Genomic DNA, 25,928 nt, shown 5'->3' with positions numbered 1-25,928 from the left:
GGTGGTCGAGCGATTATAGGAGCACGTGCGCCACGGCCCTTAGAACGAATGGTGTGTTGCTTATGGCAGTGCGGCGCATAAAATGCCTGTTCCGCAAACAAGGGGGCGCTCGATGAATCAGGATCATTGGAACCAGGTGGATGCGTATTTCTCCGCGACGCTCGTGCCGTCCGACGACGTGCTCGACGCCGCGCTCGCGGCGAGCGACGCAGCGGGTCTGCCCGCGATCAACGTCGCGCCGAACCAGGGCAAGCTGCTGCAATTGCTCGCGACGATTCGCGGCGCACGGCGGATTCTCGAGGTCGGCACGCTCGGCGGCTACAGCACGATCTGGCTCGCGCGCGCGTTGCCGCCGGGCGGCACGCTCGTGACGCTTGAACTCAATCCCGCGCATGCGAAGGTCGCGACGCAGAACATCGCGCGTGCCGGGTTCGCGGATGCCGTGACGGTGGTGGTCGGCAGCGCGAAGGACAGCCTCGCGCGGCTCGTCGACGCGGGTGAAGCGCCGTTCGATTTCATCTTCATCGATGCCGACAAGGACAACAACCCCGTCTATCTCGACGCGGCGCTGAAGCTGTCGCGGCCCGGCACGGTGATCGTCGTCGACAACGTCGTGCGCGGCGGGCGCGTGGCCGATCCGGACAATCGCGAGCCGGACGTGGTCGGCGTGCGCGACGGGTTCGCGCGTCTCGTGGCCGCGCCGAATCTCACGACGACCGCCGTGCAGACGGTCGGGCAGAAGGGCTGGGACGGGTTCTCGATCTCGATCGTCGGCGCGTGACGCGATGGCGGTACGCGCGTGCGGTCGCACCGCGCGCTAGTTCTTGTCGGGATTCTTCTCTTCGCACTGGTCGGGATCGTCGCGCAGCACGATGCGGCGGATGCGGCCGTTGTCGTAGAACGGCACGTCGGGGCAGAACTTCATGCCGACGCGGGTTGGCGTGCGCTTCCACGCAACTTTTTCGGTGCGCAAGAGTGTCGGCGCATGGCCGGGTGCACCCGGCTTCCAGATATCGATGTATACGCGCGACATCCACGGTGAGTCATTCGATTCGCATTCCTTCGGGTTCCCCAGCGTCGAACGCAGCCCGGTGTCGGTCTGCTCGATGCGCTGCGGAAACTCGATGTAACCGTCGCCGTAGTCGGGCACGACGTAGCAATAGCGGCGCGTGTTCCCGTCGAGCACGGGCAGCATATAGCTGCTGGCCGTGTCGACTTCCTTCACGTCGTTGCCTTGCCAGCGGTAGGTCGTCACGCCATGCTCGCAGCAGCTCGCGCGCCAGCTCGTCCAGATGATCCGGTGCTTGGGATCGAAATCCGGCGACGTGATCTCCTGCAGCCCCTGCGGCGCATCGACGAAGTGTCGCGACTTCGGATCGTACATCCACGTCTGGTAGGGAATGTTCGGGCTCGCCCCCATCCCTTGCGCAAGCATCAGGTCGGGCCAGCCGTCGAAGTTCACGTCGGCGAAATCGGGCGTGAACAGGCCGCAGGTGCCTTGCGAATCGGTCCGCAGTGTCTGCACGAGGCGGCCGCGATCAAACAGGCGGATCGCGGAGACGTGCGGCGGGTCGTTGCACGAACCGCTGTCGTCGGGCAGCTTGTCCGCGACGAGGCGGATCTCGTAAGGGAACGGCCTACCGTCCTGTTTCGGTGCGAGCGAGACGGGCAGCGTGCGCTTGCCGTCCGGCGATGCCCACGTGCCGGTCACGGCGCCGTCGAGGGATGCCGCGCGCCACGTGCCCGTCACGCGATCGGCGTTGGTTTTCGCGCCGCTGTCGTGTTCCGACAGCGTGACACCGTGCGCGTCGAGCGTTCCCTTCAATGCGAGCCGATAACGTTTGTCGGACGTGCAGGGCGCGTAGCAGTACGAGCCCGATACCGTGTCGGCCACGCGCGATAACGTGACTTCGACACGCCGGTTGCCGATCGTGCCGGTCCAGTCACGCGACCAGAACCGGATTTCCACCGAATCGTCGGCGCTTGCCGCACGCACCGGCGCCGACACGAAGGCGGGGACAGTGATCAGCGCAAACGCAAGCATGCTGCGCCAGCCGCGCGTGCGACGCGGCGCGCTCGCTTGGCGCGACGCGGCGATGAACGGGTTATGCATGGTTCGGCCCCTCGGTTTGTTATGCGTTATCTCTGCCGGCGTGTTTCGGTGCGAGGGATGCGTCAGTGGTTTCCTGCCGCATCGGCCCGCCGATACAGGCGTGGCCACTGATCGTCGAACAGGCCGTTGCACGTGCCGTGCGTGGCGATATCGCCGAGCATGAAGCGCCGGCCGTCGAAGATCCACGATGCGGTCGATCCGCAGTCGCCGGCACTGCGCAGCCTCACCTTGCTCGACAGCGTCGCGCTGGCGGGATCGTAGCCGGCCTCGGTCAGTTCGTTCGCGAAGGAGGCCGAATCGAGTCCCGCGTTCGCGTTCTCGCCGAAATTCATCGCCGTCGGCGTGAACGGCGCCGTCCGTCGCACGCGATACCACAGGTCGGTGTGGTTATACATGCTGCTGGTCTGGCACGGTATCGCGACCAGCGCCTCATCGGCGGAGATCGCCACGGCGCGCGATGCTTTACGGCGATCGCTCGCCGGCATTTCGTCTTCGACGTCGGCCGCACATTGCTTCACGTCGCCGCCGAACTTCGCGAGCACCGCGTCGACGAGCGGGCGTTGCTCGGCGGCCGACAGGTCCGCGACGGCGGGTGCCGGCGCGACGGCGGGCGGCAGTGCCGGCGCGGCCGGCACCGACGACGCGGGCCGGGGGCCTGGTCGCAGCAGCGCGGTGACGGTGCCGACCCGGCCCTGTGTGTCGTCGATCAACAGCAGCGCGGCATTCAATCCCGTCAACGGCGTGCGGGCGGTTTGCGCCGACGCCGGATCGCCGAAGCTCAGCAGTTGCGCATTGCGCGACGCGGTGAGCCAGGCGGCAACCGTGGCCGGATCGGTGGTCCGGACCCGGAACGGGTGCGCTTCGTCATCGTCCGGCTTGCCGCCGAATGCATGCCATTGGGCGGCCATGGCGTCGAACGGGCGGCCATCCATGCGTGCGCTGCGCAGGTCCAGCGGCGCCGACGCGTAGAGGTCGAGCGACGCTTGTGCGTCCGGGCCCGCATCGCGCGTCACGCGCACGATGAGGCGGGTGCGTGCGTCGTCGATATCGTCGGCATGGCTTTCGGCAATGCAGCGGTTGCCGTTGTCGCAGACGACCGACCAGTTCTTGAAATCGCGCTCGACCGGCGGCCGCGCGAGCGGGCGAGCCTGGGCGATGATCGGGGAAACGGCGAGGAGGGCGGCGATGGCGAGCGAAAGGCGGTGCGACATGACGGTTCGTATCGACTGTGGATGGGCGGGCGGAAGACGTCGGACTGCAAGCGCATCGTCAGCAAACGGGGCAGGTCGAAGGCTGCGGCGCATGCAGCGGCGCGCTTTACCGAACGGCATCGAGTATACCGCCGCAATGGGCTGCAACCGTGACGGCGACGCGTAGTGTGCGGGCGCGGCCGTTGCCGGCCGGTAGGGGGCGGACGCGTGCACATGCAAAAACGGCGCGACGCCCGCAGGCACCGCGCCGTTCGTTTTTCATCGTGCGCAGCCGCGCACCGCGCTATCCCTTCACGCACACCACCTGGCGCAGCGTATGCACCACTTCGACGAGGCTGCGCTGGGCCGCCATCACCGCGTCGATGTCCTTGTAGGCCATCGGGATTTCGTCGACGACGCCCGAGTCCTTCCGGCATTCGACGCCCTGGGTTGCCTTCACCTGGTCGTCGACGGTGAAGCGGCGCTTCGCTTCGGTACGGCTCATCGTCCGGCCCGCGCCGTGGCTGCACGAACAGAAGCTGTCCGGGTTGCCGAGCCCGCGCACGATGAAGCTCTTCGCACCCATCGAACCCGGAATGATCCCGAGCTGCCCCTTCTGCGCGGACACCGCACCCTTGCGCGTCACGAGCACGTCCTCGCCGAAGTGGCGTTCGCGCTGCACGTAGTTGTGGTGGCAGTTCACCGCGTGTTCGTCGACCGCGAACGGCTTGGCGATCACGCCGCGTGCTGCACCGATCACTGCGTCCATCATCGCCTGCCGGTTGCGGCGCGCGTAGTCCTGCGCCCAGCCGACCGCTTCGACGTAATCGTCGAAGTGGCGGCTGCCCTCGGTGAAATACGCGAGGTTGCGATCCGGCAGGTTCGCGATGTGCTGCCGCATGTCGGCCTGCGCGAGTTCGATGAACAGGCTGCCGATCGCATTGCCGACGCCGCGCGAGCCGCTGTGCAGCATGAACCACACGTGATCCGCTTCGTCGACGCACACTTCGATGAAGTGATTGCCGGTGCCGAGCGTGCCGAGATGCGCGTAGTGGTTCGTCTTTTCCAGCTTCGGATACTTGTCGACGATCCGCTGGAAGCCCGGTTGCAGCGACTTCCACGATTCGGTCACGGCGGCCGGCGTGCGGTCGCCCCACGCGCCCGGATCGCGGCGGCCCGGCGCGCGGCCGTGCGGCACCGCGCGTTCGATCGCGCTGCGCAGCCCGCCAAGCGAATCCGGCAGGTCGGACGCCGTCAGCGTCGTGCGCGCGGCCATCATCCCGCAGCCGATGTCGACGCCGACCGCGGCCGGAATGATCGCGCCCTTGGTCGGAATCACACTGCCGATCGTCGAGCCCTTGCCGAGGTGGACGTCCGGCATCACCGCGACGTGGCTGAAGATGAACGGCATCTGCGCGGTGTTGCGCAGTTGCGCGCGCGCTTCGTCTTCCACGGCCACGCCTTGCGTCCACATCTTCACCGGCTTGCCGTTCGCCAGTTCCATGACCTGGTAATCCATTTCACTCATGTTCATCACCTTGCTACTTCGTTCATGAGACACGGCGCGCGTGCGCCGTGCCTGATCGTTCATTACGCGCCCTTGATGCTGACGAGTCCGTTCAGCACCTGGTCGAGACCGCCGAACACCGAGATGCGGTCGATCCGTTCCGCGACGCGCTCGAGCGTTTCCAGCTCCTTGAGCCGCAGCGCGGTCGGGTTTTCTTCCATCACCTTCGCGGTGTTCAACAGCGAACGCGTGGCCGCCGTTTCCTCGCGGCGGCGAATCACGTTCGCCTGCGCGGATTTCTCCGCCTCGACCACCTGCGCGAGGATCGTCTTCATGTCGCCCGGCAGTACGATATCCTTCACGCCGACGCTGCGCACGTCCACGCCCGAATCGCCGAGACGGGCACGCACCTGCGCGATCACGACCTCGTCGATCGACTGCTTGTCCTCCAGCAACTCGTCGAGCGAGCGCGTGCCGACGGCCGATCGCAGCGCGAACTGCAGCTCGCGATACAGGTGCTCGACCGGCTTCTGCAACTGGCCGAACGCATGCAGCACGTCCGCATAGCACCACGTCGCCGACAGGTTCAGCCGCAGCGCGACCTTGTCGCGCGTCAGGATTTCCTGTCCGCCGACTTCGATCGCCTGCAAACGCAGGTCGACGAGTTCGACCGCGACGTCGCGGTTGAAGCGCCAGAACGCCGCGACGCCCGCGTCCAGCAACCGCTCGATCTTGCCGTCGATCTTCAGCACGCCGACGTGGTACGCCGGCACCTGCGCCAGCAGCACGCCCGTCAGGCCCGCCACGCCGCGCGCACGCAGCGCCGGTTGCGCGATGCGCTTCACGAGCGCGGCCGGCAGCAGGCTGTCCTGCGCGAGATCGACGCGCTCGAGGCGGTGCGCGGTCAGGCCGCGCCAGTACAGCCGGCGCGTACCCGGCGCCAGGATCTCGACGAGCACGTCGTCTTCATAGCGCAGGCCCGCTTCATCGTCGGCGAGATCCATCGCGACGAAGTGCTGCGCGAGCACGTCCGGCGCGTCGTGACGCAGGTAATCGGCCAGTGCCGCATCGGCGAGCGGCGCGTCGAGACGCGCGGTCTGCACCGACAAACGCTTGAACGGATCGAAGGCCTTGAATACGCCCGGTTCCAGCACCTTCACGAAATCGCCCTCGTTCATCAGCAGCGCGCGTTCGTTCTTTTTCACAACATGTCGCATCCACATATTCTTGTCCTTTTCTTCATTGACCGCCGGGTGACACGCATCGTGCGGATCGCGGGGCGACGCAACCGGGCGGGCGGCGCGCTGGCCCGGCGTCGACGTGCAAGGCGACGCATCCTGCATCGCGTCGTCGTGCGCGTTCGCGCGGGCCGTGCGGCCGTCCGGCCGATCGCGCGGATCCGCAACCGGTCCGACGCGCGGCGGGCCTTGCGGCCCGCACCGGCGGGTACTGCTTCCATCAAGAGACTGTCCTTGCGGACAGTGTTCGAGCGGGATTCGAACCCGCTACACACCGGCTTGCGCCGGCTGCTCTACCTATGAGCTTCCGAACGGAGGGCGCCCCGGGATTCGAACCCGGGCGAAGCGCCTTGCGCGCCCGTTTGCCTTCGTCTGCCCATGGCGACATGCGCTGCCGCGACGAACCAGGTTCGGCGGCGGCGCACCAGCAGGGCTTGGTGAACCCTGACTCGTGGGCCAGCGGGACATCCGGCGCTTTCTATTTAGCGAGGAGCGTGCCAGCGGGTGGCTCGATGCTCGAGAAAAATCTCAAGCTATTGAAGTAAAAGGGGAAATTATTTTTATCGGCAGGTGGAGCTTGAATATCCGATGGTGGCTCGATCCGGAATATTCGATACAATCGGATCGCTTCTTATCCCATGAGATAAACATGCGAAAGACTGTTGCGATCGGTTTTCTCGGTACCGTGCTCGACCAGGGCGGCGGCTCGCAGCGCCGCTGGCACAACTGGCGGCCGACGATTTCGCTGTGCGAGCAGCGCGACACGCCGATCGACCGGCTCGAACTGCTGCACGCGCCAAACTACGCGCGTCTCGCGGACCGCGTGAAGCAGGATCTCGAACGCGTGTCGCCGCACACCGACGTGCGGCTGATCCCGATGGAGATTCGCGATCCGTGGGATTTCGAGGAGGTCTACGCCACGCTGCACGATTTCGCGCGCGCGTACCCGTTCGATCTCGACCGCGAGGACTACCTGATCCACATCACGACCGGCACGCACGTCGCGCAGATCTGCTGGTTCCTGCTGGCGGAGGCGCGCTACCTGCCTGCGCGTCTCGCGCAGACGGCGCCGCCGCAGAAGACCGACGAAGGACCGAGCGGGCCCGGCACGATGTCGGTGATCGATCTCGACCTGTCGCGTTACAACCGCATCGCGCAGCGCTTCACGCGCGAACGCGACGAAACCGTGTCGTTCCTGAAGGCCGGCATCGCGACGCGCAACGCGCGCTTCAACGCGCTGATCGAGCAACTGGAGCGCGTGGCCGTGCGTTCGCGCGCGCCGATGCTGCTGGTCGGGCCGACGGGTGCCGGCAAGTCGTTTCTCGCGAAGCGCGTGTACGAGCTGAAGCGCGGCCGCCATCGGCTCGCGGGGCCGTTCATCGAGATCAACTGCGCGACGCTGCGCGGCGACGCGGCGATGTCGACGCTGTTCGGTCACGTGAAGGGCGCGTTCACGGGCGCGCAGTCGGCGCGGGCCGGGCTGCTGCGCGCGGCGGACGGCGGCCTGCTGTTTCTCGACGAGATCGGCGAACTCGGGCTCGACGAACAGGCGATGCTGCTGAAGGCGATCGAGGAGAAGCGTTTCCTGCCGGTCGGTGCGGACATCGAGGCGACCAGCGATTTCGAGCTGATCGCGGGCACGCACCGCGACCTGCGGCAGATGGTGGCGGCCGGCACGTTCCGCGAGGACCTCTACGCGCGGATCAACCTGTGGACATACGAATTGCCGGGGCTGGCCGAGCGGCGCGAGGACATCGAGCCGAACCTCGAATTCGAACTCGACCGTTTCGGCCGCGAGCAGGGCGAGCAGGTGCGGTTCAACGTCGAGGCGAAGCGGCGCTATCTCGCGTTCGCCGCGTCGCCACGCGCGGCGTGGGCCGGCAACTTCCGCGAGCTGTCCGCGTCGGTCACGCGGATGGCGACGCTGGCCGATGCGGGGCGGATTACCGAAGCGCTCGCCGAGCAGGAAGTCGAACGGCTGACGCGCACGTGGTCGTCGCCGGGCGGCGCGGGTGTGTCCGATGCATGTGTCGACGCGGTGTTCGGTGCGCGTGCGGCGGAACTCGACCTGTTCGACCGTGCGCAGCTCGAACGCGTGCTGGACGTGTGCCGCATGTCGGCAAGCTTGTCGGAGGCGGGACGCACGCTGTTCGCGGTGTCGCGGCAGAGCAAGAAGCAGCCGAACGATGCGGACCGGCTGCGCAAGTATCTCGCGCGATTCGGGCTGGATTGGGACGGGGTGCGGCAGGCGCTCGACGGGGCATGACGCGTCCGGCGGCGCGGGCGCCGCGTGCAGCCGGAGCGCACGGCACGCGGCCAGCGATCGGGAAGGGTTACACCGCCGCTGCCTCGTGAAACGGCGCCAGGAATGCCCACTCCGGCTGCGCAGCCGCCACATCCGCGAGCCCGCGCGCGAATGCGTGTGCCGGCAGCCACGGATACCCGAACGCCGCGTGCAGCGCATCGAGTTTCACCGACTGCGGATCGTCGATCGTATCCATCCGCTCGATATGAATATGCAGCGCGGCAATCCGCGCGGCATGTTCGCTTTCGCCGTTGCCCGCGAACTGCCAGCGGTACGTGCCGTGCCCGATCCGCAAGGCACCGTTGTCCCTCTGGCGCATCACGACGAGCCACGACATCCCGCCGACGCCGTGCGGGTCGACTTCGGGTGCCGCGCAGACGTAATAGGTCCGGCACCGTTCGAACCGCTCGCCGAATTCCTCGACCAGCGTGCGCGCAATCGCAGCCGCGCCCGTTACGCGCGGCGGAAAATCGATATCGTCGTTCGCGAGCGAAAAGCTCAGCTCGGCATCGGCCGCGAAGCAGTCGGCGATCAGCGCGGGGCGGTTCAGATCCTTCGCGCGCAGATAGCACTCGAGCAGTGCGCGAATCGTTGCGGGATGAAGCGGGAAGGGCATGGATGAGCCTCCTGTGTCGGGAAATCGGGGCATATGCGCCGGCCGGCCGGCCGAGCCCAGGGCGTAGGTGCCTTTGCCGTATAATTTCGTTTCAAAGCTAAATTCGCATGACCGTACGGAGCGTCGAAGTCATGGCCAAGCAGCAAGAGGAGTCCGTTCTGACCATTACCAACCCGGCCTGCCTGATCGACGGCACGGACACGGAATTTCGCCATCTGATCAACGGGCTGCTGCCGTTCGCGGCCCGCCTGCTGTCGGTGCGCGACGGCTTCGGCTCGTTGATCGGCCTCACCGGCATCCAGTATTCGCTGCTCGTCTCGGTCTCGCATCTGTCGCACGACGATGTCGTGACCGTCAACCGTCTCGCCGATCACCTGCACCTGAGCGGCGCATTCGTCACGATCGAGACCGGCAAGCTGAAGAAGCTCGGCCTCATCGACAAACGCTCGGACCCCGACGACAAGCGCAAGATGCGGCTCACGGTCACGCCGGCCGGCGCGAAGCTGCTGAAGGCGTTCGCCGATACGCAGCAGCGCATCAACAACGTGCTGTTCGAGGGCGTGACGAAGACCGAATTCAAGGCGCTCTGCTCGGTGATCGACCGCCTCGTCACCAATGGCGACCGCGCGACGCTCGATCTCGCCCACCTGATCGCGCGCCAGGAAAAAGGCTGACGCGTACCGGCCGCAGGCCGGGCCCGTCCGCGATCGCCGGTCGGCCTGACGCATCGGCCGTGCTCAGTGCGCGGCCCACTCGATCGTATTCAGGTCGACCCCTTCGAGATGCATGTCCCACAGGGGGCTCAGCTCACGCAGCTTGCCGACCGTGTCGCGCACCTGCGCAATCACGCTGTCGACTTCGGCTTCGGTCGTGAAGCGGCCGAGCGTGAAGCGGATCGAGCTGTGCGCGAGCTCGTCGCTGCGGCCCAGCGCGCGCAGCACGTACGACGGCTCCAGCGATGCCGACGTGCACGCGGAGCCTGACGACACCGCGACACCCTTGATTCCCATGATCAGCGATTCGCCTTCGACGAAATTGAAGCTGACGTTCAGGTTGTGCGGAATCCGGCGGGTGAGATCGCCGTTCACGTAAACCTCGTCGAGCGTCGACAGGCCGGCCAGCAGCCGGTCGCGCAAGGCGCCGACACGGCGGCTTTCCTCCGCCATCTCTTCCTTCGCGAGCCGGAACGCCTCGCCCATCCCGACGATCTGGTGCGTCGGCAGCGTGCCGGAGCGCATCCCGCGTTCGTGGCCACCACCGTGCATCTGCGCTTCGATCCGCACGCGCGGCTTGCGGCGCACGTACAGCGCGCCGATTCCCTTCGGGCCGTAGACCTTGTGTGCGGTCACCGTCAGCAGGTCGACGTTCAGCGTATTCACGTCGACCGGAATCTTGCCGGCCGCCTGCACCGCGTCGCAATGGAACACGATGCCGCGCGCACGGCACAGCGCACCGATCTCGGCCACCGGCTGGATCACGCCCGTTTCATTGTTCGCGAGCATCACCGACACCAGGATCGTGTCGGCGCGCAGCGCCTGCTGCACGGCATCGAGATCGAGCAGGCCGTCTTCCCGCACGTCGAGGTACGTGACGTCGAAGCCCTGGCGTTCGAGTTCGCGACACGTATCGAGTACGGCCTTGTGCTCGGTCTTCACCGTGACGAGGTGCTTGCCCTTGCCCTGGTAGAAGTGCGCGGCACCCTTGATCGCGAGGTTGTTGCCCTCGGTCGCGCCGGACGTCCACACGATTTCGCGCGGGTCGGCGCCGAGCAATGCGGCGACGTGCGCGCGCGCTTCCTCGACGGCCTGCTCGGCCTCCCAGCCATAGCCGTGGCTGCGTGACGCCGGGTTGCCGAACTGCTCGTGCAGGAACGGCACCATTTTGGCGACCACGCGCGGATCGACGGGCGTCGTCGCGCTGTAGTCCATGTAGATCGGACGGGATTGCATCGATGCGGCTCCGGAAAGCGGTGTCTCCCGCGGTGCCGGAAAGCACCGGGGAATCGGGTAGCCGCAGTGTACGTGGACATTTCCGGACGCCGCGCAACATCCATCCCGTCAGTAGGGTTGTCTTTCAAACAAAGCTTTCAAGGTCAGGGTTTACGACAGCTTGAACCCGTCTTCGTGTTTACATTTAATAAAAGCTAAATAACAAAGCTAAATAGCGATGCTTTGTTGGGCCGGATTCCACTGCGGAATCCGGCGATGCAACCCAAGGAGGACGAGATGAGCGAGAACCATGCCGGAACCGGCGCGGGCGCCGACGAGCAGCGGCGCTTTCGCACGGCGCTGTCGATGTTCGCGACGGGCGTCGCGGTGATTACCGCCCCGCGCAAGGAGGGGATGCCGATCGGCATCACGGTCGCGTCGTTCAATTCGGTGTCGCTGGATCCGCCGCTGATCCTGTTCTCGGTCGACCGCCGCAGCCTGAGCCTTGGCGACCTGGCCGGCGCGGACGGCTTTGCGGTCAACGTGCTCGACGAGACGCAGCAGCACCTGTCGAACTGCTTCGCGAAAGCGAACGGCGACAAGTGGGGCTGGCGTGCGGACGCAGCCGATGACGATGGCGCGGTGCTGCTGCCCGACGCGCTCGCGACATTCGAATGCGAACCCTATGCGCAGTACGACGGCGGCGATCACGTGATCTTCGTCGGCCGCGTGACGCGGCACTGCGCGCGTTCGGAAGGGCGCCCGCTGATCTTCTTCGGCGGCCGCTACCGCACGCTCGACGGCATGCACGCGCCGTCTGCCTGAATGCAACCCACGTTTCATTCCACCCTGGAGGACACCATGATCAAGAACGGGACTCAGCACATCGCGTCGCTGCGCGACGGGCGGCAGGTCTACCTGAACGGCCAGCCGGTCGGCGACGTGACCGCGCACGCGGCATTCCGCAATTCGATCCGCAGCTACGCGAGCCTGTATGACTACCAGGCGCGCGACGAGAACGTCGAGAAGATGACGTTCGTCTCGCCCGATTCGGGCAACCGCGTCAGCCGGATCTGGCAACTGCCGACGTCCTATGACGAACTCGTCGAGCGCCGTGCCGCGCTGGAAGCATGGTCGGAGCTGCATTACGGCTTCATGGGGCGTTCGCCGGATCACGTCGCATCCTGTCTTTCCGGCATGTTCATGGGCGCCGACGTGTTCGAGCAATACGATCCGGCGCGCGCGGGCGCGCTGCGCGACTACTACCGCCATGCGCGCGACAACGACCTGTTCCTGACCTACGTGATCGTGAATCCGCAGGCGAACCAGTCGAAGTCCGCACACGAGCAGGAGGACAAGTACCTCGCGGTCGGCATCGTCGATCAGGATGCCGAAGGCATCACGGTGCGCGGCGCGAAGATGCTCGCGACGAGCGGGATCATGGCGAACGAGGTGTTCTGCAGCTGCATCCAGCCGCTGCGCGAAGGCGACGAGATGTACGCGCTGTCGTTCGCGGTGCCGATGAACGCGAAGGGCATGAAGATCCTGTCGCGCAAGTCATACGAGGAGAACGCGACGTCGGTATTCGACAACCCGCTGTCGAGCCGCTTCGACGAGAACGACGCGGTGCTGTATTTCGACGACGTGAAGGTGCCGTGGGAACGGATCTTCGTCGCCGGCAACACGGCGATGTGCGCGAAGCAGTTCCACGCGACGCCCGCGCACGTGTACCAGAACTACCAATGCCAGGTGCGGCTGATGACGAAGCTGCGCTTCCTCGTCGGGCTCGGGTTGAAGATCTCCGAGGTCAACGGCACGAATACGTTCCCGCAGGTGCGCGAAACGCTGGGCCAGCTCGCGGCCGAAGCGTCGATGGTCGAGGCGTGGGTCTACGGAATGGAAGCGAAGGGCACCGTCGTCAACGGCTTCTACGTGCCCGACCGCAACATGCTGTACGGTTCGCAGGTCGTCACGCAGCAGCTCTATTCGAAGGTGCTCAACACGCTGCGCGAGCTCGCCGGCGGCGGAATGATCATGCTGCCGTCCAGCGTGCGCGACTTCGAGAATCCCGACCTGCTGCGCATCATCGAGAAGACGCAGAAGTCGCCCGTGTGTTCGTCCGAGGAACGCGTGAAGTTCTTCAAGCTCGCGTGGGATGCGGTCGGCTCCGAATTCGCGTCGCGCCACAACCAGTACGAGCTGTTCTATGCCGGCGCGTCGTTCGTCACGAAGGGGCACGCGTATCGCACGTACGACTGGCAGCGCGCGTCGCATCTCGTCGATTCGATGCTCGGCAGCTATTCGCTGAACCAGGAACTGTCGACGCCGCGCGCCGCGTGATGCGTCGCCGTGCATCCGATTCATCCGCTATCGCCACAGGAGAGACAGATGGCCATCAACAAGCTTCACGACGAATTCCATACGCTGGACATGCAACGCGACTGGCGGCTGCCGGAAGGGTATGACCCGGCGTCCGGCGCGCAGGAACTGATCCTGTCCGGCGCGCTCGACACCGAGCGCAAGCGCGGCAGCCGCACGCGCCTGTTGCGCCTGCCGGCCGGGCTGCATACGAAGAAGCCGTTCGTGCACGACTACTGGGAAGAGGTGTTTCTCGTCGAGGGCGACCTGACCGTCGGCAACGACGAGCACGGCAACGGCGGTACGCCGTTCAAGGGCTACACGTACGCGGTGCGTCCGCCCGGCGCATGGCACGGCCCGTTCAAGTCGAACGGCGGCTGCGTGCTGCTGGAGATCCACTACTACGACCCGGCGTAAGCGCGGCCGATCCACGACACAAGGCGGGCGGCAGCCCGCAGCGCGTGCGCTGCCCGCCACGAGGAGCATTCGATGAAAACCATCACGTTCGCGATCGACGGTCGCGACGGCCGCACCGAGCGCGCGATCGCGATCGACACGCTCGTGATCGCGGGCTGGACCGGCCGCGACACGCTCGCCATGGAGCAGCACATTCGCGAGCTGGAGGAACTCGGCGTCAAGCGCCCGGCGACGACGCCCGTGTTCTATCGCGTCGCGGCCGATCGTCTCGACCCGTCGCCAGTGATCCAGGTATCGGGCGGGCAGAGCAGCGGCGAAGCGGAATTCGTACTGGTGCGCGACGGCGGCAAGACCTTCGTGGGTATCGCGTCCGACCATACCGACCGCGAGGTCGAGACCTACGGGATCACCGTGTCGAAGCAGATGTGCGGGAAGCCGTGCGCGAACACGCTGTGGAAGTTCGACGACGTGGCCGGGCACTGGGATCAGCTCGTGCTGCGCGCGTACGCGACGATCGACGGCGAGCGCGTGCTGTATCAGGAGGGCAAGGTGACCGCGATGCGCGCGCCGGACGACCTGCTCGCGCAGTTCGCACGCCATGACGGCCGCTTCGTCGACGGCACCGCGATGCTGTGCGGCACGCTCGCGGCGATCGGCGGTATCCGGCCGGCCGAGCGGTTCGAGATCGAGCTGGAAGATCCGGTGCTGGGGCGCACGCTGCGGCATGCGTATGCGGTGGACACGCTGCCCGTGGCGGGTTGACGCGGTAGCAGCGCGCGCACGCACTCACGCGCGGCAGATCGCGATGATCTCCGCGCTGGTCGCAGCGTCGAACGGCGCGTGCCGCCAGTCGCCGTACCAGTCGGCCGACGAGAATCCGGCTGCGATCACGCGTGCCTGCAGGTCGGGTTGCGCGGCGAAACGCAGCCGGCTCGTGTTCGTCAGCACCGTGTCGTCGCGGCGGAAGCGGTAGTGGGTGTCGAACGTCACGATCGCACCGTCCACCGAGCGCACCGCGTGATGAAGATCGACGATGCCCGCTTCGCGCGACTCGACGCTGCGTGCCGAATGCTCCGGCGTCCATGCACGCCACGGCTGGATGCGCGGATTGCGCGTGTCGAACAGGAAGCGGCCACCGTCCGCGAGCGCGCGCCGCACGGCGCGCAGCGTCGCGTCGATTTCGGTGTCGGTCAGCAGGCATTGGAACGCATGCCCGGTCATCACGATCGCCTCGAACGGCGGTACATCGGGCGGCAGGCTGTCGAGCCCGCATGCAAGCCAGCGCACGGTGTCGGCACCGGGCTGGCGTCGGGCGTATTCGATCATCGCCGGCGCGGGATCGATCGCGACGACGTCGTGCCCGGCTGCCGCGAGCCGGCGCGCGAACGTGCCGGTGCCGCAGCCGAGATCGAGGATGCGTTGCCGCGCGGCACCGATCACGGACGCGTAGAACGCGAAGTCCTGGTCGCCCGCGTTGAACAGGTCGTAGAGCGCGACGAGGCGCGGGTCGGTGTAGAGGGTTTCGCCGGCGGGCACGGCGGCTGGCGTCATGCGGCCGCGCGTGTCAGCGCTGCTGCACCGCCACGCGCAGCCCGAGCGCGATGAAGATCGAGCCGATGATCTTCCCCTGCCAGCGGGTGAGCCACGTGAGCCGCTTCACGATGCGGCCGAGCGGGCGGATCGAGCACGCGATCAGCGTCGTGTAGAGCGAGCTGAGCACGACGAAGATCAGCCCGAGCACCGCGAACTGCACGAACGTCGAGCCGCGTTCCGGATGCACGAACTGCGGCATGAATGCGAGGAAGAACAGCGCGGTCTTCGGATTCAGCAATTCGGCGGGAATCGCCTGCAGGTACGCCTTGAGCGGCGTGACCGGCGACACGCTCGGCAGCGACGGATCGGACGGCTTCTCGATCAGCGCGCGCACGCCGAGATAGATCAGGTACGCGGCGCCGACCACCTTCACGACGTTGAACGCGAGCGCCGACGTCATCAGCAGCGCCGACAGGCCGACGGCCGCGAACAGCGTATGCACGAAGTCGCCGCTGGCAACGCCGAGGCCGGTCAGGATGCCGGTCTTGCGGCCGCCCTGCACGGTGCGGCTCAGCACGAGCAGCACGGCGGGGCCGGGAATCAGGAACAGGCCCAGGACGACGGCCGTGAAGGTGGTCAGCGTGGTCAGGTCGAACATGGCGGCTCCGGCAGGTGGGCGCAGCGGCGGGGGATCGGGGCATTGTATTCGTTTCGGCGCCCGACTGCAGACGCGGCCCGGGCAACCGCACGGCCGCACCGGCCCCTTTCTGGTATAAGCACGAAAGGACGCGCGGGCAGCGCGTCCGGCTTCCTCCATCGTCCATCGTTTCATGCGCGAGCTTCCACCGACCACCGATCCCGCAGCGGATGACGAATTCTTCCACGTGCCGCGTCCGCTCGTCGTGTTCGGCGGCTCGGTCGTCGAGCCCGAATGGCGGCTGGAGCGGCACAGCCATCCGCAGGCACAACTGCTCTATACGCTGAGCGGCGTCATCTACTGCGAGGTCGACGGCGGCGTGTGGAGCGCGCCGCCGCAATGCATGGTGTGGATTCCCGGCGACGTCCCGCATTCGGCGCGCGGCTCGGCCGGCGCGACGTTCTACGCGGTGCTGGTCGAACCCGACGCCGCGCTCGACCTGCCGGTGCGCTGCTGCACGCTGTCGGTGTCGCCGCTGCTGCGCGAGCTGCTGCTGAAGGCGGCGAGCTTCCCGAACCTGTACGACGTCGACGGGCCGCAGGGGCGATTGATCGCGACGCTGCTCGACGAACTCGTCGCGGCGCCGGTCGAGGATCTGTACCTGCCGATGCCGGCCGACCGGCGGCTGCGCAAGCTGATCGACCATCTGCTCGACGACCCGGCCGACAAGTCGCCGCTGGCCGAACTCGCGCGACGCGTGGGCATCAGCGAGCGCAGCCTGACGCGGCTCGCGGCGAAGGAGCTCGGGATGAGCGTCGGCGACTGGCGCCGGCGGCTGCACGTCGCGCTGTCGCTGCGGATGCTGACGACCGGCCGCCGCGTACACCAGATCGCGATCGATCTCGGCTACGAGAGCGCGAGCAGCTTCGTGACGATGTTCCGCAAGGCGACCGGCAAGTCGCCGACGCAATTCCTGACCGACCGGCAACGCTGAACGACGAAGGCCGCACCACCGCGCGTGCGCGATTGGCCGGATTGAGCAAGCGGTTGGCCGGCACGATAAATGACGCCACAGGCCTCGATCCATAAAATGAGAATCGTTCTCATCTGGAGGCCGACATGCAAATCGTCACGACTGAATTCCCGTTTGTCTGGTTGCGTTACACCGGTTCGACGCACACCGATCCCGCCCGTCTGATTGCCGAACTCGACGCGTTGCTGGCGCGTCGCGAACCGTTCGTTCTTCTGACCGACGATGCGCCGTCCGGCGACGATCGCGGCCCGGACGATCACGAACTGCGCAAGCAGCTCGCGAAGTGGAGCAAGGCCAACCGCGCGCAGTCGCGCGAATGGATCCCCGCGATGATCGCGATCGAGCCCGACGCAGCGCGGCGTGTGGCGCTCAACGCATTCTCGGGTGCGTTCGAGAAGGTATGGGGCTATCCGCTGAACGCGGCAGCCACCCGCGACGACGCGCTCGCGCTGGCGCAGCGGCTGCTCGACCAGCCGGCGCGCGGCGCCGTGGCGGCGAACGGCTGAAGCCATGCTGCCGCGCCGGCGGCGCGGCGTTCCTCGATACGCATGCGCGGCGCAAGCGCGCCGCGGCATGCGGCACACATGCAGGGGTGTCCGGTGGACAATCCGATCCGCGCGATGCGCATCTTCACGCGCATCGTCGAAATGAACAGCTTTACGCGTGCGGCGCAGGCGCTCGGCATTTCGCGCGCCACCGCGACGCGGACCGTGCAGGAGCTCGAAACGGCGCTCGGCATGCCTTTGCTGGTGCGTACGACGCGCGCACTGCGGGCGACGCCCGAAGGCGACGCGTATTACCGGCGCTGCGCGCGCATCACGGCCGACGTCGACGAACTCGAAGCCAGCATCCGCGGCGCCGCGCTGCGTCCGAGCGGGCCGCTGCGCGTCGAGCTGCCGGCGGCGGTCGCGGACGCGATCGTGCTGCCGGCGCTCGGCGCGTTTCATGCACGGCATCCCGATCTGGTGCTGACGTTGGGTGTCTCCGGGCGCGCGGCCGATCGCGTCGGCGATGCGATCGACTGCAGTGTCCGGCTCGGCGACCTGCCCGATTCGTCGCTCGTCGCGCGCCGGCTCGGCATGCTCGAGCGCGTGACGTGCGCGAGCCCTGCGTATCTCGACCGCCACGGCGTGCCGCGCACGCTCGACGATCTGGGCTCGCATCGCGCGGTTGGCATGTCGTCCGTGCCGGGGCAGCGCACGGCTGAACTCGATTTCCTCGTCGATAGGGCGGTGCGCAAGGTGCGGATGGACGGAATCGTCAGCGTGGACGACGAGCCGGCGTATCTGGCGTGCGGCGTGCACGGCCTCGGGCTGATCCAACTGCCGCGCGTCGCCGCGCAGCCGCTGATCGACGCGGGGCGGTTGCGGGAAGTGTTGCCGCGCTGGCGGCCCGACGCAATCGCGGTGTCGGCCGTCTACGTGAAGCGGCCGCATGTGTCGCCCGGCGTGCGCGCGTTCGTCGACTGGATTGCGGAGCGGTTCGGCGCGGCGGTGGGCGAGCAGGCGGGCATGCTCACCGCACGAGTGTGGCGGCCGATGGTGGGCGCCGCGGACAGGGTTGATCAGGTGGACGCCCAGATGGCCGCAGCTTGATCAGCAAGTGTCGAGTCGGGCGCGGGCAACCGTTCGCCATCGTAGTGGGTGCGCTTTCTTGACCGACGATATGGCGGAAGCAGATCGATGATCCCGCCGGGTTGCCGTGGCGGAGCGGACGGCGCCGGCCGCGCGCGAATCCGGGGGATGCCGGCTCGTATGAAAGTGCCAATATTCTGGCGATTTTTTGACGAAATAGCTGAAATACTGGCTCTTTTGAGCGAGCCGCACGTTGGTCTCTGCTGAGTCGACGGACGTCGTTTCGTGCGTCCCGATCACCGCCCCAGTTCGTCCGCCAGAAAATCGACGAACGCGCGAATCCGCGTGGACATCTGGTGGCGCTGCGCATACACCGCATAGATGTCGGCGCTCGGCGTCTCGTAGTCGGGCAGCACGACCACCAGGCGACCGTCGGCGAGGTAGTCGCGCAGATCCCATTCCGCGCGCATCAGGATCCCGTGTCCGTCGAGCGCCCATTTCACGGCGATCTCGCCGTCGTTCGTCGTCAGGTTGCCGTTGATCCGCACGGCTTCCGTGTGGCGTGATGCGCCGCGCCCGCTCGTCAGGCGCCAGATTCCGTAACCCTCGTCTCCCTGCCGGATGCCGATGCAGTTGTGCCGCGTCAGGTCGTGCGGCGTCGCCGGTGTGCCGTGCCGCGCGAGATACGCGGGCGCCGCGCACAGCAGCCGGCGGTTCGGCGCGAGCCGTCGCGCGACGACCCGCGTATCGGGCGGCTCGCCGAAGCGGATGCATACGTCGAACGCGTCGTCGGTGAGCGGCGGCGGCATCACCGACAACTGCAGCTGCACCGACACCTCCGGATAACGCGCGACGAAGCGCGAGATCGCGGGGCCGACCTGGTTACGCCCGAAGCCGAGCGTCGCGTTCACGCGCAGCAGCCCCTTCGGGCGCTGCTTCGCGCTGCCGAGCAGTTCGCCGAGCTCGTCCATCTGGTCGAGGATCCGGCGCGCGTAGTCGAGATACACGTCGCCTTCCGGCGTCAGCATCATCCGCCGCGTCGTGCGGTTCACGAGCGTCACGCCCGCGCGCCGCTCCATCTGCGTGAGCCGCTTGCTGACGGCCGCCGCGGTGAGCCCGAGTTCGCGCGCGGCCGCGCTCAGGCTGCCCGACGCGGCCAGCGTCGAGAAGAAGCCGAGATCGGCCGGCTGGACGGTATCCGCCATGACGGGATTCGTGAATTGAAGTTAAAGATGCTTTGAGTCTAGCACCGGTTCCTGTACTTCTGGTTCGGTAAAGTGCCCTCACGCTGACGATCAATCGAGGATGTGCGCATGAAGACCTACCGTATCGCAACGATTCCCGGCGACGGGATCGGCAAGGAAGTGGTGCCTGCCGGCAAGCAAGTGCTGGAAGCGCTGGCCCGCGGCAGCGACCGCTTTGCGTTCGAGTTCGAGGATTTCGACTGGGGCGCCGACTACTACCGCCGGCACGGCGCGATGATGCCGGCCGACGGCCTCGATGCGCTGCGCGGCAAGGACGCGATCCTGTTCGGCTCGGCGGGCGACCCCGACGTGCCCGATCATGTGACGCTGTGGGGGCTGCGCCTGAAGATCTGCCAGGGCTTCGACCAGTACGCGAACGTGCGCCCGACGCGCATCCTGCCCGGCATCGACGCGCCGCTGAAGCGCTGCGGGCCCGACGACCTGAACTGGGTGATCGTCCGCGAGAACTCGGAAGGCGAATATGCGGGCGTCGGCGGCCGCGTGCACCAGGGCCATCCGATCGAGGCCGCGACCGACGTGTCGATCCTCACGCGTGCCGGCGTCGAACGCATCATGCGCTTCGCGTTCCGGCTCGCGCAGTCACGCCCGCGCAAGCTGCTGACCGTGATCACGAAGAGCAACGCGCAGCGCCACGCGATGGTGATGTGGGACGAGATCGCGAAGCAGATTGCGCAGGAATTCCCCGACGTGACGTGGGACAAGGAACTCGTCGATGCGGCGACCGCGCGCATGGTCAACCGGCCGGCGTCGCTCGACACGATCGTCGCGACCAACCTGCACGCGGACATCCTCAGCGATCTCGCGGCCGCGCTCGCCGGCAGCCTCGGCATCGCGCCGACCGGCAACATCGATCCCGAGCGCCGCTATCCGTCGATGTTCGAACCGATCCACGGCTCCGCGTTCGACATCATGGGCAAGGGGCTCGCGAATCCGGTCGGCACGTTCTGGTCGGTCGTGATGCTGCTCGAGCACCTCGGCGAAACGGCCGCCGCCGCGCGGGTGATGCAGGCGATCGAGGCGGTGACGGCCGACCCGTCGCTGCATACGCGCGATCTCGGCGGCAGCGCGACGACCGCGCAGGTGACGGCGGCCGTGTGCGAGCGCGTCGCGAACGCGGCGGTCGCCGCCTGACGACAGGCGCGGCGATGGGCAGGCGGGCCGCGACATGGCGGCCAGCGACCCGCGGCGGCGCGCGAGCGCAACCGGTTACCGGGCGTCGCCCGTTCATCGTCCCCGGATTTTCCTGCCCCGAGACTCGCGCGCCCGACGCGAGCCGGGCGCGCCGGCCCACGCGCTTCGTCGCGGCGCTGGCGAGCATTCAACCACCGAGCACGACTCGACGACTAGCCGGCTCGACCTCGAAGGAGGAGACACATGCAAGCGGATCTGGAAACCCGCGTCGCGCGGAAACTGATGTGGCGCATCATTCCGTTCGTGATGCTGCTTTACTTCGTCAGCTTTCTCGATCGCGTCAACGTCGGCTTCGCCGCGATGACGATGAACAAGGCGATCGGCCTGTCGCCGACCGCGTTCGGATTCGGCGGCGGCCTGTTCTTCATCGGCTACTTCCTGTTCGAGGTGCCGTCCAACCTGATTCTTCATCGCGTCGGCGCGCGTATCTGGATCGCGCGCGTGATGATCACGTGGGGGATCGTGTCGGCCGTGTCCGCATTCGCGGCCGGGCCGACGAGCTTCTACGTGCTGCGCTTCCTGCTCGGCGTGGCCGAAGCCGGGTTCTTCCCCGGCATCATCCTGTACCTGAGCCGGTGGTTTCCCGCGAAGCAGCGCGCGGTGGCCGCCGCGTGGTTCATGGCGGCCGCGCCGATCTCGACCGCGATCGGTTCGCCGTTGTCGGGCGCGATCATGCAGATGCCGCCGATGTTCGGGCTCGCCGACTGGCAGATGCTGTACATCGTCGAAGCGCTGCCGGCGGTCGTGCTCGGCTTCGTCGTGCTCAGGTGCCTGACCGATGCGCCGTCGAAGGCGGCGTGGCTGCGCGCGGACGAGCGCGACTGGCTGGTCGCGAAGCTGAAAGCCGAAGCCGATGCGCGCCACACGCATGCCGGGCATACGGCCGGCGCGTGGCAGGCGCTGCGCGACCCACGCGTGCTGGCGCTCGCGCTGATCTACTTCGGCACGTCGGCGGGGCTGTATACGCTAGGCCTTTGGGCGCCGCTGATGGTCAAGCAGTTCGGCTTCTCCGCGCTGCAGACGGGCCTGCTCACCGGGATCCCGAGCATCGCCGCCGTCGTCGCGATGATCGCGTGGGCGCGGCATTCGGATCGCACCGGCGAGCGCACGTGGCACGTCGTGATGCCGTGCGTGCTTGCCTGCATCGGCTTCGTGTTCGCGGGGCAGGCGAGCACAGCGCTGCTGACCGTGCTCGCGCTGGTCGTCGTCAACATCGGGATCAGCGCCGCGAAGGCGCCGTTGTGGGCGATGCCGAGCGCGTTCCTGTCCGGCGCCGGCGCGGCGGCGGGCATCGCGATGATCAACTCGATCGGCAATCTCGGCGGGTTCGTCGGGCCGTTCGCGATCGGCTGGTTGAAGCACGTGACGGGCGGGTATGCGGCGGGGCTCTACGTGGTGGCGGGCACGCTCGCGGTGTCGGCGGTCGTCACGCTGATGTTGAGCCGCAAGGGCGCGAGGCAAGCCGCCGTGCCGGGCGTGCGGCATCACTCGTAAGCGCGACGTGTGCATCGAAACGCCGGACGGTCGCGCATGACGTGCGCCCGTCCGGCTTCACGCGTCGTGCCGCGCGATCAGCTGTGCGTGAGCGTCAGCGCATAGAACTTCACGATCGTGCCGGGCGTCGTCAGCGGCGTGCCGGACACGGCCGTCTGGTCGTAGTCGCCCGCCTTGAAGTAGAAGCTCTCGCCATCGAAGCTCGAATCCATCGTGAAGGTCTTGGTCGTGCCGTTCGCGGTGACGGTGATCGTCGTGCCGCTCAGGCTCAGCGCGTAGCTGAACTTCTGGCCGACGCCGACCGTGGTGATCGGCGTGGTCGTCGACTTGCCGCCCTGGTTGGTGCTTTCGAGCAGCAACTGCACGACGCCGCCGGACGTGAACTGCAGCTCGCACAGTGGCTTGCTCGGGCCGGTGCCCTGGAAGATCTGGCCGATCGTCGTGTGGTCGGGCACCTGCGTGACGGCCACCGTCGCGTTCAGCCGGTTGGTGCCGGAGGTTGGCCAGATCGCGTTCTCGCGCAACTCGGTGCGCGGATGCAGCGAGCCGGACGTCGTCCAGCCCTGCGTCGGGTCCATCATCACCATCGATCCGTCGCTGCCGTCCGTGTAGAAATACGTCGGGTTCACGTGGCCGCCCGCGAGCGACGAGCCGCTCACGGTGTCGACCTTGCCGGACGAGCCGGTCGGCAACTGCAGCGTGAACGGCGCGAGGTTGAAGTTCGAGCCGGGCGGGTTCGACGGGCTGAGCGCCATCACGGTGGCCTGCTGGCGGGCGGCGGCGGCCGGGCTGGCCGGATCGTCGCCGCCGCACGCGGACAGGCACGCAACGGACAGAACGGCGACGACGCACGGGATGATCCTGTTCTTCATGGTGTCTCTCTCTGATGGTCCGTGGCTGGGCGCCACGTTGTGGATAACGTTTTCCTATTCGGGTGCCTTATCGTTGAAACGAGATCGGTTGCCCGCAGGATTCACTCCAAAATACAGAAAGCAGATGAGGCTCGAAGGCTGGAACGATGATGCCGGGAATTACGGGATTTTCAAGGCTTGCAATCGGCTTTCCGTGAATGCGCTCAAGCCGATCGAGGACGATGCTAGCAAGAAGTTTCGGAAGAGTAAACGTTTTCCTATTTTGGCCGGAGAAGCTGTCTTTCGCCGGCTGCTGCGAGGTATCCGCGTGCCGGCGTGAAGGGTGCGGGCAGATGTTCCGGTTACGACTCCGTCGCCGCGACGTGTTGCGCGATACGCGCCGCACAAGCATCGGGCGTCGCATCGGACGTATCGAGCACCATCTGGCTGAACGCCCGCGACGCATAGCCTTCGCGATACCTCTCGGCGATCCGGTTGCGCTCCCAGTCCGTCAGCGCACGCGAGCCACGATTCGACGATGCGACCGCTTCGGGCGGTGCGAGCGTCACGATGAAGAGTCGCGCATCGCGCGCGTCGCAGGCGGCGCGCAGCCGCTCGAATTCCGTTTCGCCGATCGGATAGGCGATGACCAGATGACGCTCACGTGCGTGCGTGATCTGCGTGACGAGACGTTCGAGCGCGATCGCCCACTGCACGTCGAACGGTGCGTCTTCGGGCGCATTGTGATCGTCGCCGTCGATGAAGCGTGCGTCGGGCAGCAAGCGTGCGAGCGCAAGGCCGATCGTCGTCTTGCCGCTGTTGATCGGGCCGTTCAGGTGGATGACGGTAAGGGCGGTCATGAGTCAGCGCAGGAATTGGAAGACTCGCAGCTTGCCATGACGGGTGTGGCGATGCCGTGCCGTTGGTACGTCACGCGAGGTGATGCGATTGCGGAAGGGAAAGCAGACAGGCGGGGGAGTGGCGGAAGGAGTGGCAGGCAGAGTGCGCGAAGAGGATGCGCCCCCCAGCCTGCCCAACCGTACCGCATCCAGCGATGCGGCACGGCGTCGAGCGAAGCGACTTACTTCTCGTCGCCCTTGATCTGCGGCAGCGCCGACGCTTCACCCGGCGTCAGCAGCCCGACTTGCGAGTACACGCGCAGCTTGTCGCGCGTATCGGTGATGTCGAGGTTGCGCATCGTCAGCTGGCCGATCCGGTCGCGCGGCGAGAACGTCGATGCGACCTTCTCCATCGACAGGCGTTCCGGCTGGTACGTGAGGTTCGGCGACTTCGTGCTCAGGATCGAGTAGTCGTTGCCGCGGCGCAGTTCGATCTTCACTTCGCCGGTGATCGCGCGTGCAACCCAGCGTTGTGCGGTTTCGCGCAGCATGATCGCCTGCGGATCGAACCAGCGGCCCTGGTACAGCAGGCGGCCGAGGCGGCGGCCGTTCTCGCGGTACTGCTCGATCGTGTCTTCGTTGTGGATGCCGGTGACGAGACGCTCGTACGCGATGTACAGCAGCGCGAGGCCCGGGGCTTCGTAGATGCCGCGGCTCTTCGCCTCGATGATGCGGTTCTCGATCTGGTCGCTCATGCCGAGGCCGTGGCGGCCGCCGATGCGGTTCGCTTCCAGCAGCAGCTCGACCGGGTCGGTGAACTCGACGCCGTTCAGCGCGACCGGCTGGCCGGCTTCGAAGCGCACCGTCACTTCTTCCGCGGCGATCTTCACGTCGTCGCGCCAGAACGCGACGCCCATGATCGGGTTCACGATCTTGATGCCGCTTTCGAGGCTTTCGAGATCCTTCGCTTCGTGCGTCGCGCCGAGCAGGTTCGAATCGGTCGAGTAGGCCTTCTCGGCCGACATCTTGTACGCGAAACCGGCCTGGTTCATGAATTCGGACATTTCGGCACGGCCGCCGAGCTCGTCGATGAACGTCTGGTCGAGCCACGGCTTGTAGATCTTCAGATCCGGGTTCACCAGCAGGCCGTAGCGGTAGAAGCGCTCGATGTCGTTGCCCTTGTACGTGCTGCCGTCGCCCCAGATGTTGACGCCGTCTTCCTTCATCGCGGCGACGAGCATCGTGCCCGTCACGGCGCGGCCGATCGGCGTGGTGTTGAAGTACGTGACGCCGGCCGTCGTGATGTGGAACGCGCCGCTTTGCAGCGCCGCGATGCCTTCGGCGACGAGCTGCGCGCGGCAGTCGATCAGGCGGGCGCCGGCTGCGCCGTATTCGATCGCGCGTTTCGGGATCGCGTCGTAATCGTCTTCGTCGGGCTGGCCGAGGTTCGCCGTGTATGCGTACGGGACGGCGCCCTTGAGTTTCATCCAGTGCAATGCAGCGCTGGTGTCCAGGCCGCCGGAGAAGGCGATACCGACCTTCTGGCCGGTCGGGAGGCTTTCGAGAATCGTGCTCATAGGAATTACCGTGGATTGAAGCCGGTGGGATCGTATTTCGCGGAATATGCGAGTATCGGCTGTCCGGGAGGTTGGGGCAAGGGCTGATTTTCGCGCGGAACCGTCGTCGAGCCTGTCGCGGCGGGCCTGGCGGGCGGTGAGCCGGGTGGAGAATACCGCGCTCGCCGGTGCGAAATCGCGGCAGAAACAGGCATCGACGCGCCCGGCGCGGGCCGTGTTTCCGGGGCCGGATCGGCTGACGGGTGGGGCGGCCCGCCGTCAG

General features: G+C 66.9%; 25 protein-coding genes and 1 tRNA gene. 13 read left to right on the top strand and 13 right to left on the bottom strand.

The features are described from left to right. Nucleotides 1-112: 112 nt before the first annotated feature. A complete protein-coding gene (locus CFB43_RS28835; RefSeq protein WP_089497542.1) occupies nt 113-781 on the top strand; it encodes an O-methyltransferase in 669 nt (222 codons plus the stop codon). A gap of 36 nt (nt 782-817) precedes the next feature. Here the strand turns inward: CFB43_RS28835 and CFB43_RS28830 are convergent, their stop codons facing one another. From CFB43_RS28830 to CFB43_RS28810, 5 genes are all read right to left on the bottom strand, one after another. Continuing rightward, on the bottom strand, nt 818-2,113 hold the full coding sequence (locus tag CFB43_RS28830) for an XAC2610-related protein (RefSeq protein WP_089497541.1): 1,296 nt from the start codon (nt 2,111-2,113) through the stop codon (nt 818-820). 62 nt (nt 2,114-2,175) lie between these two features. Beyond that, nucleotides 2,176-3,324: a DUF1176 domain-containing protein gene (locus tag CFB43_RS28825; protein ID WP_179254918.1), complete on the bottom strand. Its 1,149-nt coding sequence runs from the start codon at nt 3,322-3,324 to the stop codon at nt 2,176-2,178. A 283-nt stretch (nt 3,325-3,607) separates the two neighbouring features. Continuing rightward, complete coding sequence (locus tag CFB43_RS28820) at nt 3,608-4,831, bottom strand: RtcB family protein (RefSeq protein WP_089498179.1); 1,224 nt, start codon at nt 4,829-4,831, stop codon at nt 3,608-3,610. Nucleotides 4,832-4,893: 62 nt separating this feature from the next. Beyond that, entirely contained in the window at nt 4,894-6,033 is a 1,140-nt protein-coding gene (locus CFB43_RS28815; RefSeq protein ID WP_089498178.1) for a slipin family protein, read from the bottom strand. Nucleotides 6,034-6,291: 258 nt separating this feature from the next. After that, nucleotides 6,292-6,362: transfer RNA gene (locus CFB43_RS28810), tRNA-Cys, on the bottom strand. A gap of 335 nt (nt 6,363-6,697) precedes the next feature. Here CFB43_RS28810 and rtcR point away from each other — a divergent pair. After that, a complete protein-coding gene (gene rtcR, locus CFB43_RS28805) occupies nt 6,698-8,314 on the top strand; it encodes an RNA repair transcriptional activator RtcR (RefSeq protein ID WP_089497540.1) in 1,617 nt (538 codons plus the stop codon). Nucleotides 8,315-8,381: 67 nt separating this feature from the next. Here rtcR and CFB43_RS28800 read toward each other — a convergent pair whose 3' ends face one another. Continuing rightward, a complete protein-coding gene (locus tag CFB43_RS28800) occupies nt 8,382-8,969 on the bottom strand; it encodes a nuclear transport factor 2 family protein (RefSeq protein WP_089497539.1) in 588 nt (195 codons plus the stop codon). A 131-nt stretch (nt 8,970-9,100) separates the two neighbouring features. Here CFB43_RS28800 and CFB43_RS28795 point away from each other — a divergent pair, with 131 nt between their 5' ends. After that, entirely contained in the window at nt 9,101-9,643 is a 543-nt protein-coding gene (locus CFB43_RS28795; RefSeq protein WP_089497538.1) for a MarR family winged helix-turn-helix transcriptional regulator, read from the top strand. 63 nt (nt 9,644-9,706) lie between these two features. Here CFB43_RS28795 and CFB43_RS28790 read toward each other — a convergent pair whose 3' ends face one another. Next, nucleotides 9,707-10,918, bottom strand: coding sequence for an IscS subfamily cysteine desulfurase (locus CFB43_RS28790; RefSeq protein ID WP_089497537.1), 1,212 nt, complete (start codon nt 10,916-10,918; stop codon nt 9,707-9,709). 255 nt (nt 10,919-11,173) lie between these two features. Here CFB43_RS28790 and CFB43_RS28785 point away from each other — a divergent pair, with 255 nt between their 5' ends. From CFB43_RS28785 to CFB43_RS28770, 4 genes are all read left to right on the top strand, one after another. Then, nucleotides 11,174-11,722, top strand: coding sequence for a flavin reductase family protein (locus CFB43_RS28785; protein WP_089497536.1), 549 nt, complete (start codon nt 11,174-11,176; stop codon nt 11,720-11,722). Nucleotides 11,723-11,758: 36 nt separating this feature from the next. Next, nucleotides 11,759-13,237 carry a 4-hydroxyphenylacetate 3-hydroxylase family protein gene (locus CFB43_RS28780; RefSeq protein WP_089432263.1) on the top strand — a complete coding sequence of 493 codons (1,479 nt, stop codon included), beginning with the start codon at nt 11,759-11,761 and terminating at the stop codon, nt 13,235-13,237. 48 nt (nt 13,238-13,285) lie between these two features. Further along, nucleotides 13,286-13,672, top strand: a complete 387-nt coding sequence (locus CFB43_RS28775) for a hypothetical protein (protein ID WP_011356002.1) — start codon at nt 13,286-13,288, stop codon at nt 13,670-13,672. 72 nt (nt 13,673-13,744) lie between these two features. Further along, nucleotides 13,745-14,434: a DUF2848 domain-containing protein gene (locus tag CFB43_RS28770; RefSeq protein WP_089497535.1), complete on the top strand. Its 690-nt coding sequence runs from the start codon at nt 13,745-13,747 to the stop codon at nt 14,432-14,434. 24 nt (nt 14,435-14,458) lie between these two features. Here CFB43_RS28770 and CFB43_RS28765 read toward each other — a convergent pair whose 3' ends face one another. Then, nucleotides 14,459-15,223 carry a class I SAM-dependent methyltransferase gene (locus CFB43_RS28765; protein WP_089497534.1) on the bottom strand — a complete coding sequence of 255 codons (765 nt, stop codon included), beginning with the start codon at nt 15,221-15,223 and terminating at the stop codon, nt 14,459-14,461. Nucleotides 15,224-15,236: 13 nt separating this feature from the next. Further along, nucleotides 15,237-15,863: a LysE family translocator gene (locus tag CFB43_RS28760; protein ID WP_089497533.1), complete on the bottom strand. Its 627-nt coding sequence runs from the start codon at nt 15,861-15,863 to the stop codon at nt 15,237-15,239. A 172-nt stretch (nt 15,864-16,035) separates the two neighbouring features. Here CFB43_RS28760 and CFB43_RS28755 point away from each other — a divergent pair, with 172 nt between their 5' ends. The 3 genes from CFB43_RS28755 to CFB43_RS28745 all read left to right on the top strand — a co-directional run bounded on the left by CFB43_RS28755 (nt 16,036) and on the right by CFB43_RS28745 (nt 18,470). Further along, nucleotides 16,036-16,836: an AraC family transcriptional regulator gene (locus CFB43_RS28755; RefSeq protein ID WP_089497532.1), complete on the top strand. Its 801-nt coding sequence runs from the start codon at nt 16,036-16,038 to the stop codon at nt 16,834-16,836. A 125-nt stretch (nt 16,837-16,961) separates the two neighbouring features. Then, nucleotides 16,962-17,381: an ATP--cob(I)alamin adenosyltransferase gene (locus CFB43_RS28750; RefSeq protein WP_089497531.1), complete on the top strand. Its 420-nt coding sequence runs from the start codon at nt 16,962-16,964 to the stop codon at nt 17,379-17,381. Nucleotides 17,382-17,474: 93 nt separating this feature from the next. After that, nucleotides 17,475-18,470: a LysR family transcriptional regulator gene (locus CFB43_RS28745; RefSeq protein ID WP_089498177.1), complete on the top strand. Its 996-nt coding sequence runs from the start codon at nt 17,475-17,477 to the stop codon at nt 18,468-18,470. Nucleotides 18,471-18,745: 275 nt separating this feature from the next. Here the strand turns inward: CFB43_RS28745 and CFB43_RS28740 are convergent, their stop codons facing one another. Continuing rightward, on the bottom strand, nt 18,746-19,654 hold the full coding sequence (locus tag CFB43_RS28740) for a LysR substrate-binding domain-containing protein (protein ID WP_089497530.1): 909 nt from the start codon (nt 19,652-19,654) through the stop codon (nt 18,746-18,748). A gap of 108 nt (nt 19,655-19,762) precedes the next feature. Here CFB43_RS28740 and CFB43_RS28735 point away from each other — a divergent pair, with 108 nt between their 5' ends. Then, entirely contained in the window at nt 19,763-20,845 is a 1,083-nt protein-coding gene (locus tag CFB43_RS28735) for a tartrate dehydrogenase (RefSeq protein ID WP_089497529.1), read from the top strand. A 243-nt stretch (nt 20,846-21,088) separates the two neighbouring features. Further along, nucleotides 21,089-22,399 carry an MFS transporter gene (locus CFB43_RS28730; protein WP_089497528.1) on the top strand — a complete coding sequence of 437 codons (1,311 nt, stop codon included), beginning with the start codon at nt 21,089-21,091 and terminating at the stop codon, nt 22,397-22,399. Nucleotides 22,400-22,476: 77 nt separating this feature from the next. Here CFB43_RS28730 and CFB43_RS28725 read toward each other — a convergent pair whose 3' ends face one another. Further along, nucleotides 22,477-23,271, bottom strand: coding sequence for a polysaccharide lyase family 7 protein (locus CFB43_RS28725; protein WP_089497527.1), 795 nt, complete (start codon nt 23,269-23,271; stop codon nt 22,477-22,479). On the opposite strand from CFB43_RS28725, the gene CFB43_RS38070 reads away from it, so the two are divergent. Continuing rightward, a complete protein-coding gene (locus CFB43_RS38070) occupies nt 23,255-23,590 on the top strand; it encodes a hypothetical protein (RefSeq protein WP_144023124.1) in 336 nt (111 codons plus the stop codon). The two genes, CFB43_RS28725 and CFB43_RS38070, sit on opposite strands and share 17 nt — an antisense overlap. Nucleotides 23,591-23,612: 22 nt before the next feature. On the opposite strand, the gene CFB43_RS28720 is transcribed toward CFB43_RS38070, so the two are convergent. Further along, entirely contained in the window at nt 23,613-24,110 is a 498-nt protein-coding gene (locus CFB43_RS28720; protein WP_089497526.1) for a shikimate kinase, read from the bottom strand. 221 nt (nt 24,111-24,331) lie between these two features. Then, a complete protein-coding gene (gene argG / locus CFB43_RS28715; RefSeq protein ID WP_069250949.1) occupies nt 24,332-25,666 on the bottom strand; it encodes an argininosuccinate synthase in 1,335 nt (444 codons plus the stop codon). Between the last annotated feature and the right edge of the window lie 262 nt (nt 25,667-25,928).

The sequence above is a fragment of the Burkholderia sp. AU15512 genome, from assembly GCF_002223325.1.
Classification (GTDB): Bacteria; Pseudomonadota; Gammaproteobacteria; order Burkholderiales; family Burkholderiaceae; genus Burkholderia.
Note: the sequence above shows the minus strand (reverse complement) of the source record. Positions and strands in the feature narration are given on the sequence as shown.

Bases quoted from the DNA above. Each gene is read 5' to 3' on its own strand.
- CFB43_RS28835 (WP_089497542.1), top strand. From the start codon at position 113: ATGAATCAGGATCATTGGAACCAGGTGGATGCGTATTTCTCCGCGACG.
- CFB43_RS28830 (WP_089497541.1), bottom strand. From the start codon at position 2,113: ATGCATAACCCGTTCATCGCCGCGTCGCGCCAAGCGAGCGCGCCGCGT.
- CFB43_RS28825 (WP_179254918.1), bottom strand. From the start codon at position 3,324: ATGTCGCACCGCCTTTCGCTCGCCATCGCCGCCCTCCTCGCCGTTTCC.
- CFB43_RS28820 (WP_089498179.1), bottom strand. From the start codon at position 4,831: ATGAGTGAAATGGATTACCAGGTCATGGAACTGGCGAACGGCAAGCCG.
- CFB43_RS28815 (WP_089498178.1), bottom strand. From the start codon at position 6,033: ATGTGGATGCGACATGTTGTGAAAAAGAACGAACGCGCGCTGCTGATG.
- rtcR (WP_089497540.1), top strand. From the start codon at position 6,698: ATGCGAAAGACTGTTGCGATCGGTTTTCTCGGTACCGTGCTCGACCAG.
- CFB43_RS28800 (WP_089497539.1), bottom strand. From the start codon at position 8,969: ATGCCCTTCCCGCTTCATCCCGCAACGATTCGCGCACTGCTCGAGTGC.
- CFB43_RS28795 (WP_089497538.1), top strand. From the start codon at position 9,101: ATGGCCAAGCAGCAAGAGGAGTCCGTTCTGACCATTACCAACCCGGCC.
- CFB43_RS28790 (WP_089497537.1), bottom strand. From the start codon at position 10,918: ATGCAATCCCGTCCGATCTACATGGACTACAGCGCGACGACGCCCGTC.
- CFB43_RS28785 (WP_089497536.1), top strand. From the start codon at position 11,174: ATGCAACCCAAGGAGGACGAGATGAGCGAGAACCATGCCGGAACCGGC.
- CFB43_RS28780 (WP_089432263.1), top strand. From the start codon at position 11,759: ATGATCAAGAACGGGACTCAGCACATCGCGTCGCTGCGCGACGGGCGG.
- CFB43_RS28775 (WP_011356002.1), top strand. From the start codon at position 13,286: ATGGCCATCAACAAGCTTCACGACGAATTCCATACGCTGGACATGCAA.
- CFB43_RS28770 (WP_089497535.1), top strand. From the start codon at position 13,745: ATGAAAACCATCACGTTCGCGATCGACGGTCGCGACGGCCGCACCGAG.
- CFB43_RS28765 (WP_089497534.1), bottom strand. From the start codon at position 15,223: ATGACGCCAGCCGCCGTGCCCGCCGGCGAAACCCTCTACACCGACCCG.
- CFB43_RS28760 (WP_089497533.1), bottom strand. From the start codon at position 15,863: ATGTTCGACCTGACCACGCTGACCACCTTCACGGCCGTCGTCCTGGGC.
- CFB43_RS28755 (WP_089497532.1), top strand. From the start codon at position 16,036: ATGCGCGAGCTTCCACCGACCACCGATCCCGCAGCGGATGACGAATTC.
- CFB43_RS28750 (WP_089497531.1), top strand. From the start codon at position 16,962: ATGCAAATCGTCACGACTGAATTCCCGTTTGTCTGGTTGCGTTACACC.
- CFB43_RS28740 (WP_089497530.1), bottom strand. From the start codon at position 19,654: ATGGCGGATACCGTCCAGCCGGCCGATCTCGGCTTCTTCTCGACGCTG.
- CFB43_RS28735 (WP_089497529.1), top strand. From the start codon at position 19,763: ATGAAGACCTACCGTATCGCAACGATTCCCGGCGACGGGATCGGCAAG.
- CFB43_RS28730 (WP_089497528.1), top strand. From the start codon at position 21,089: ATGCAAGCGGATCTGGAAACCCGCGTCGCGCGGAAACTGATGTGGCGC.
- CFB43_RS38070 (WP_144023124.1), top strand. From the start codon at position 23,255: ATGATCCTGTTCTTCATGGTGTCTCTCTCTGATGGTCCGTGGCTGGGC.
- CFB43_RS28725 (WP_089497527.1), bottom strand. From the start codon at position 23,271: ATGAAGAACAGGATCATCCCGTGCGTCGTCGCCGTTCTGTCCGTTGCG.
- CFB43_RS28720 (WP_089497526.1), bottom strand. From the start codon at position 24,110: ATGACCGCCCTTACCGTCATCCACCTGAACGGCCCGATCAACAGCGGC.
- argG (WP_069250949.1), bottom strand. From the start codon at position 25,666: ATGAGCACGATTCTCGAAAGCCTCCCGACCGGCCAGAAGGTCGGTATC.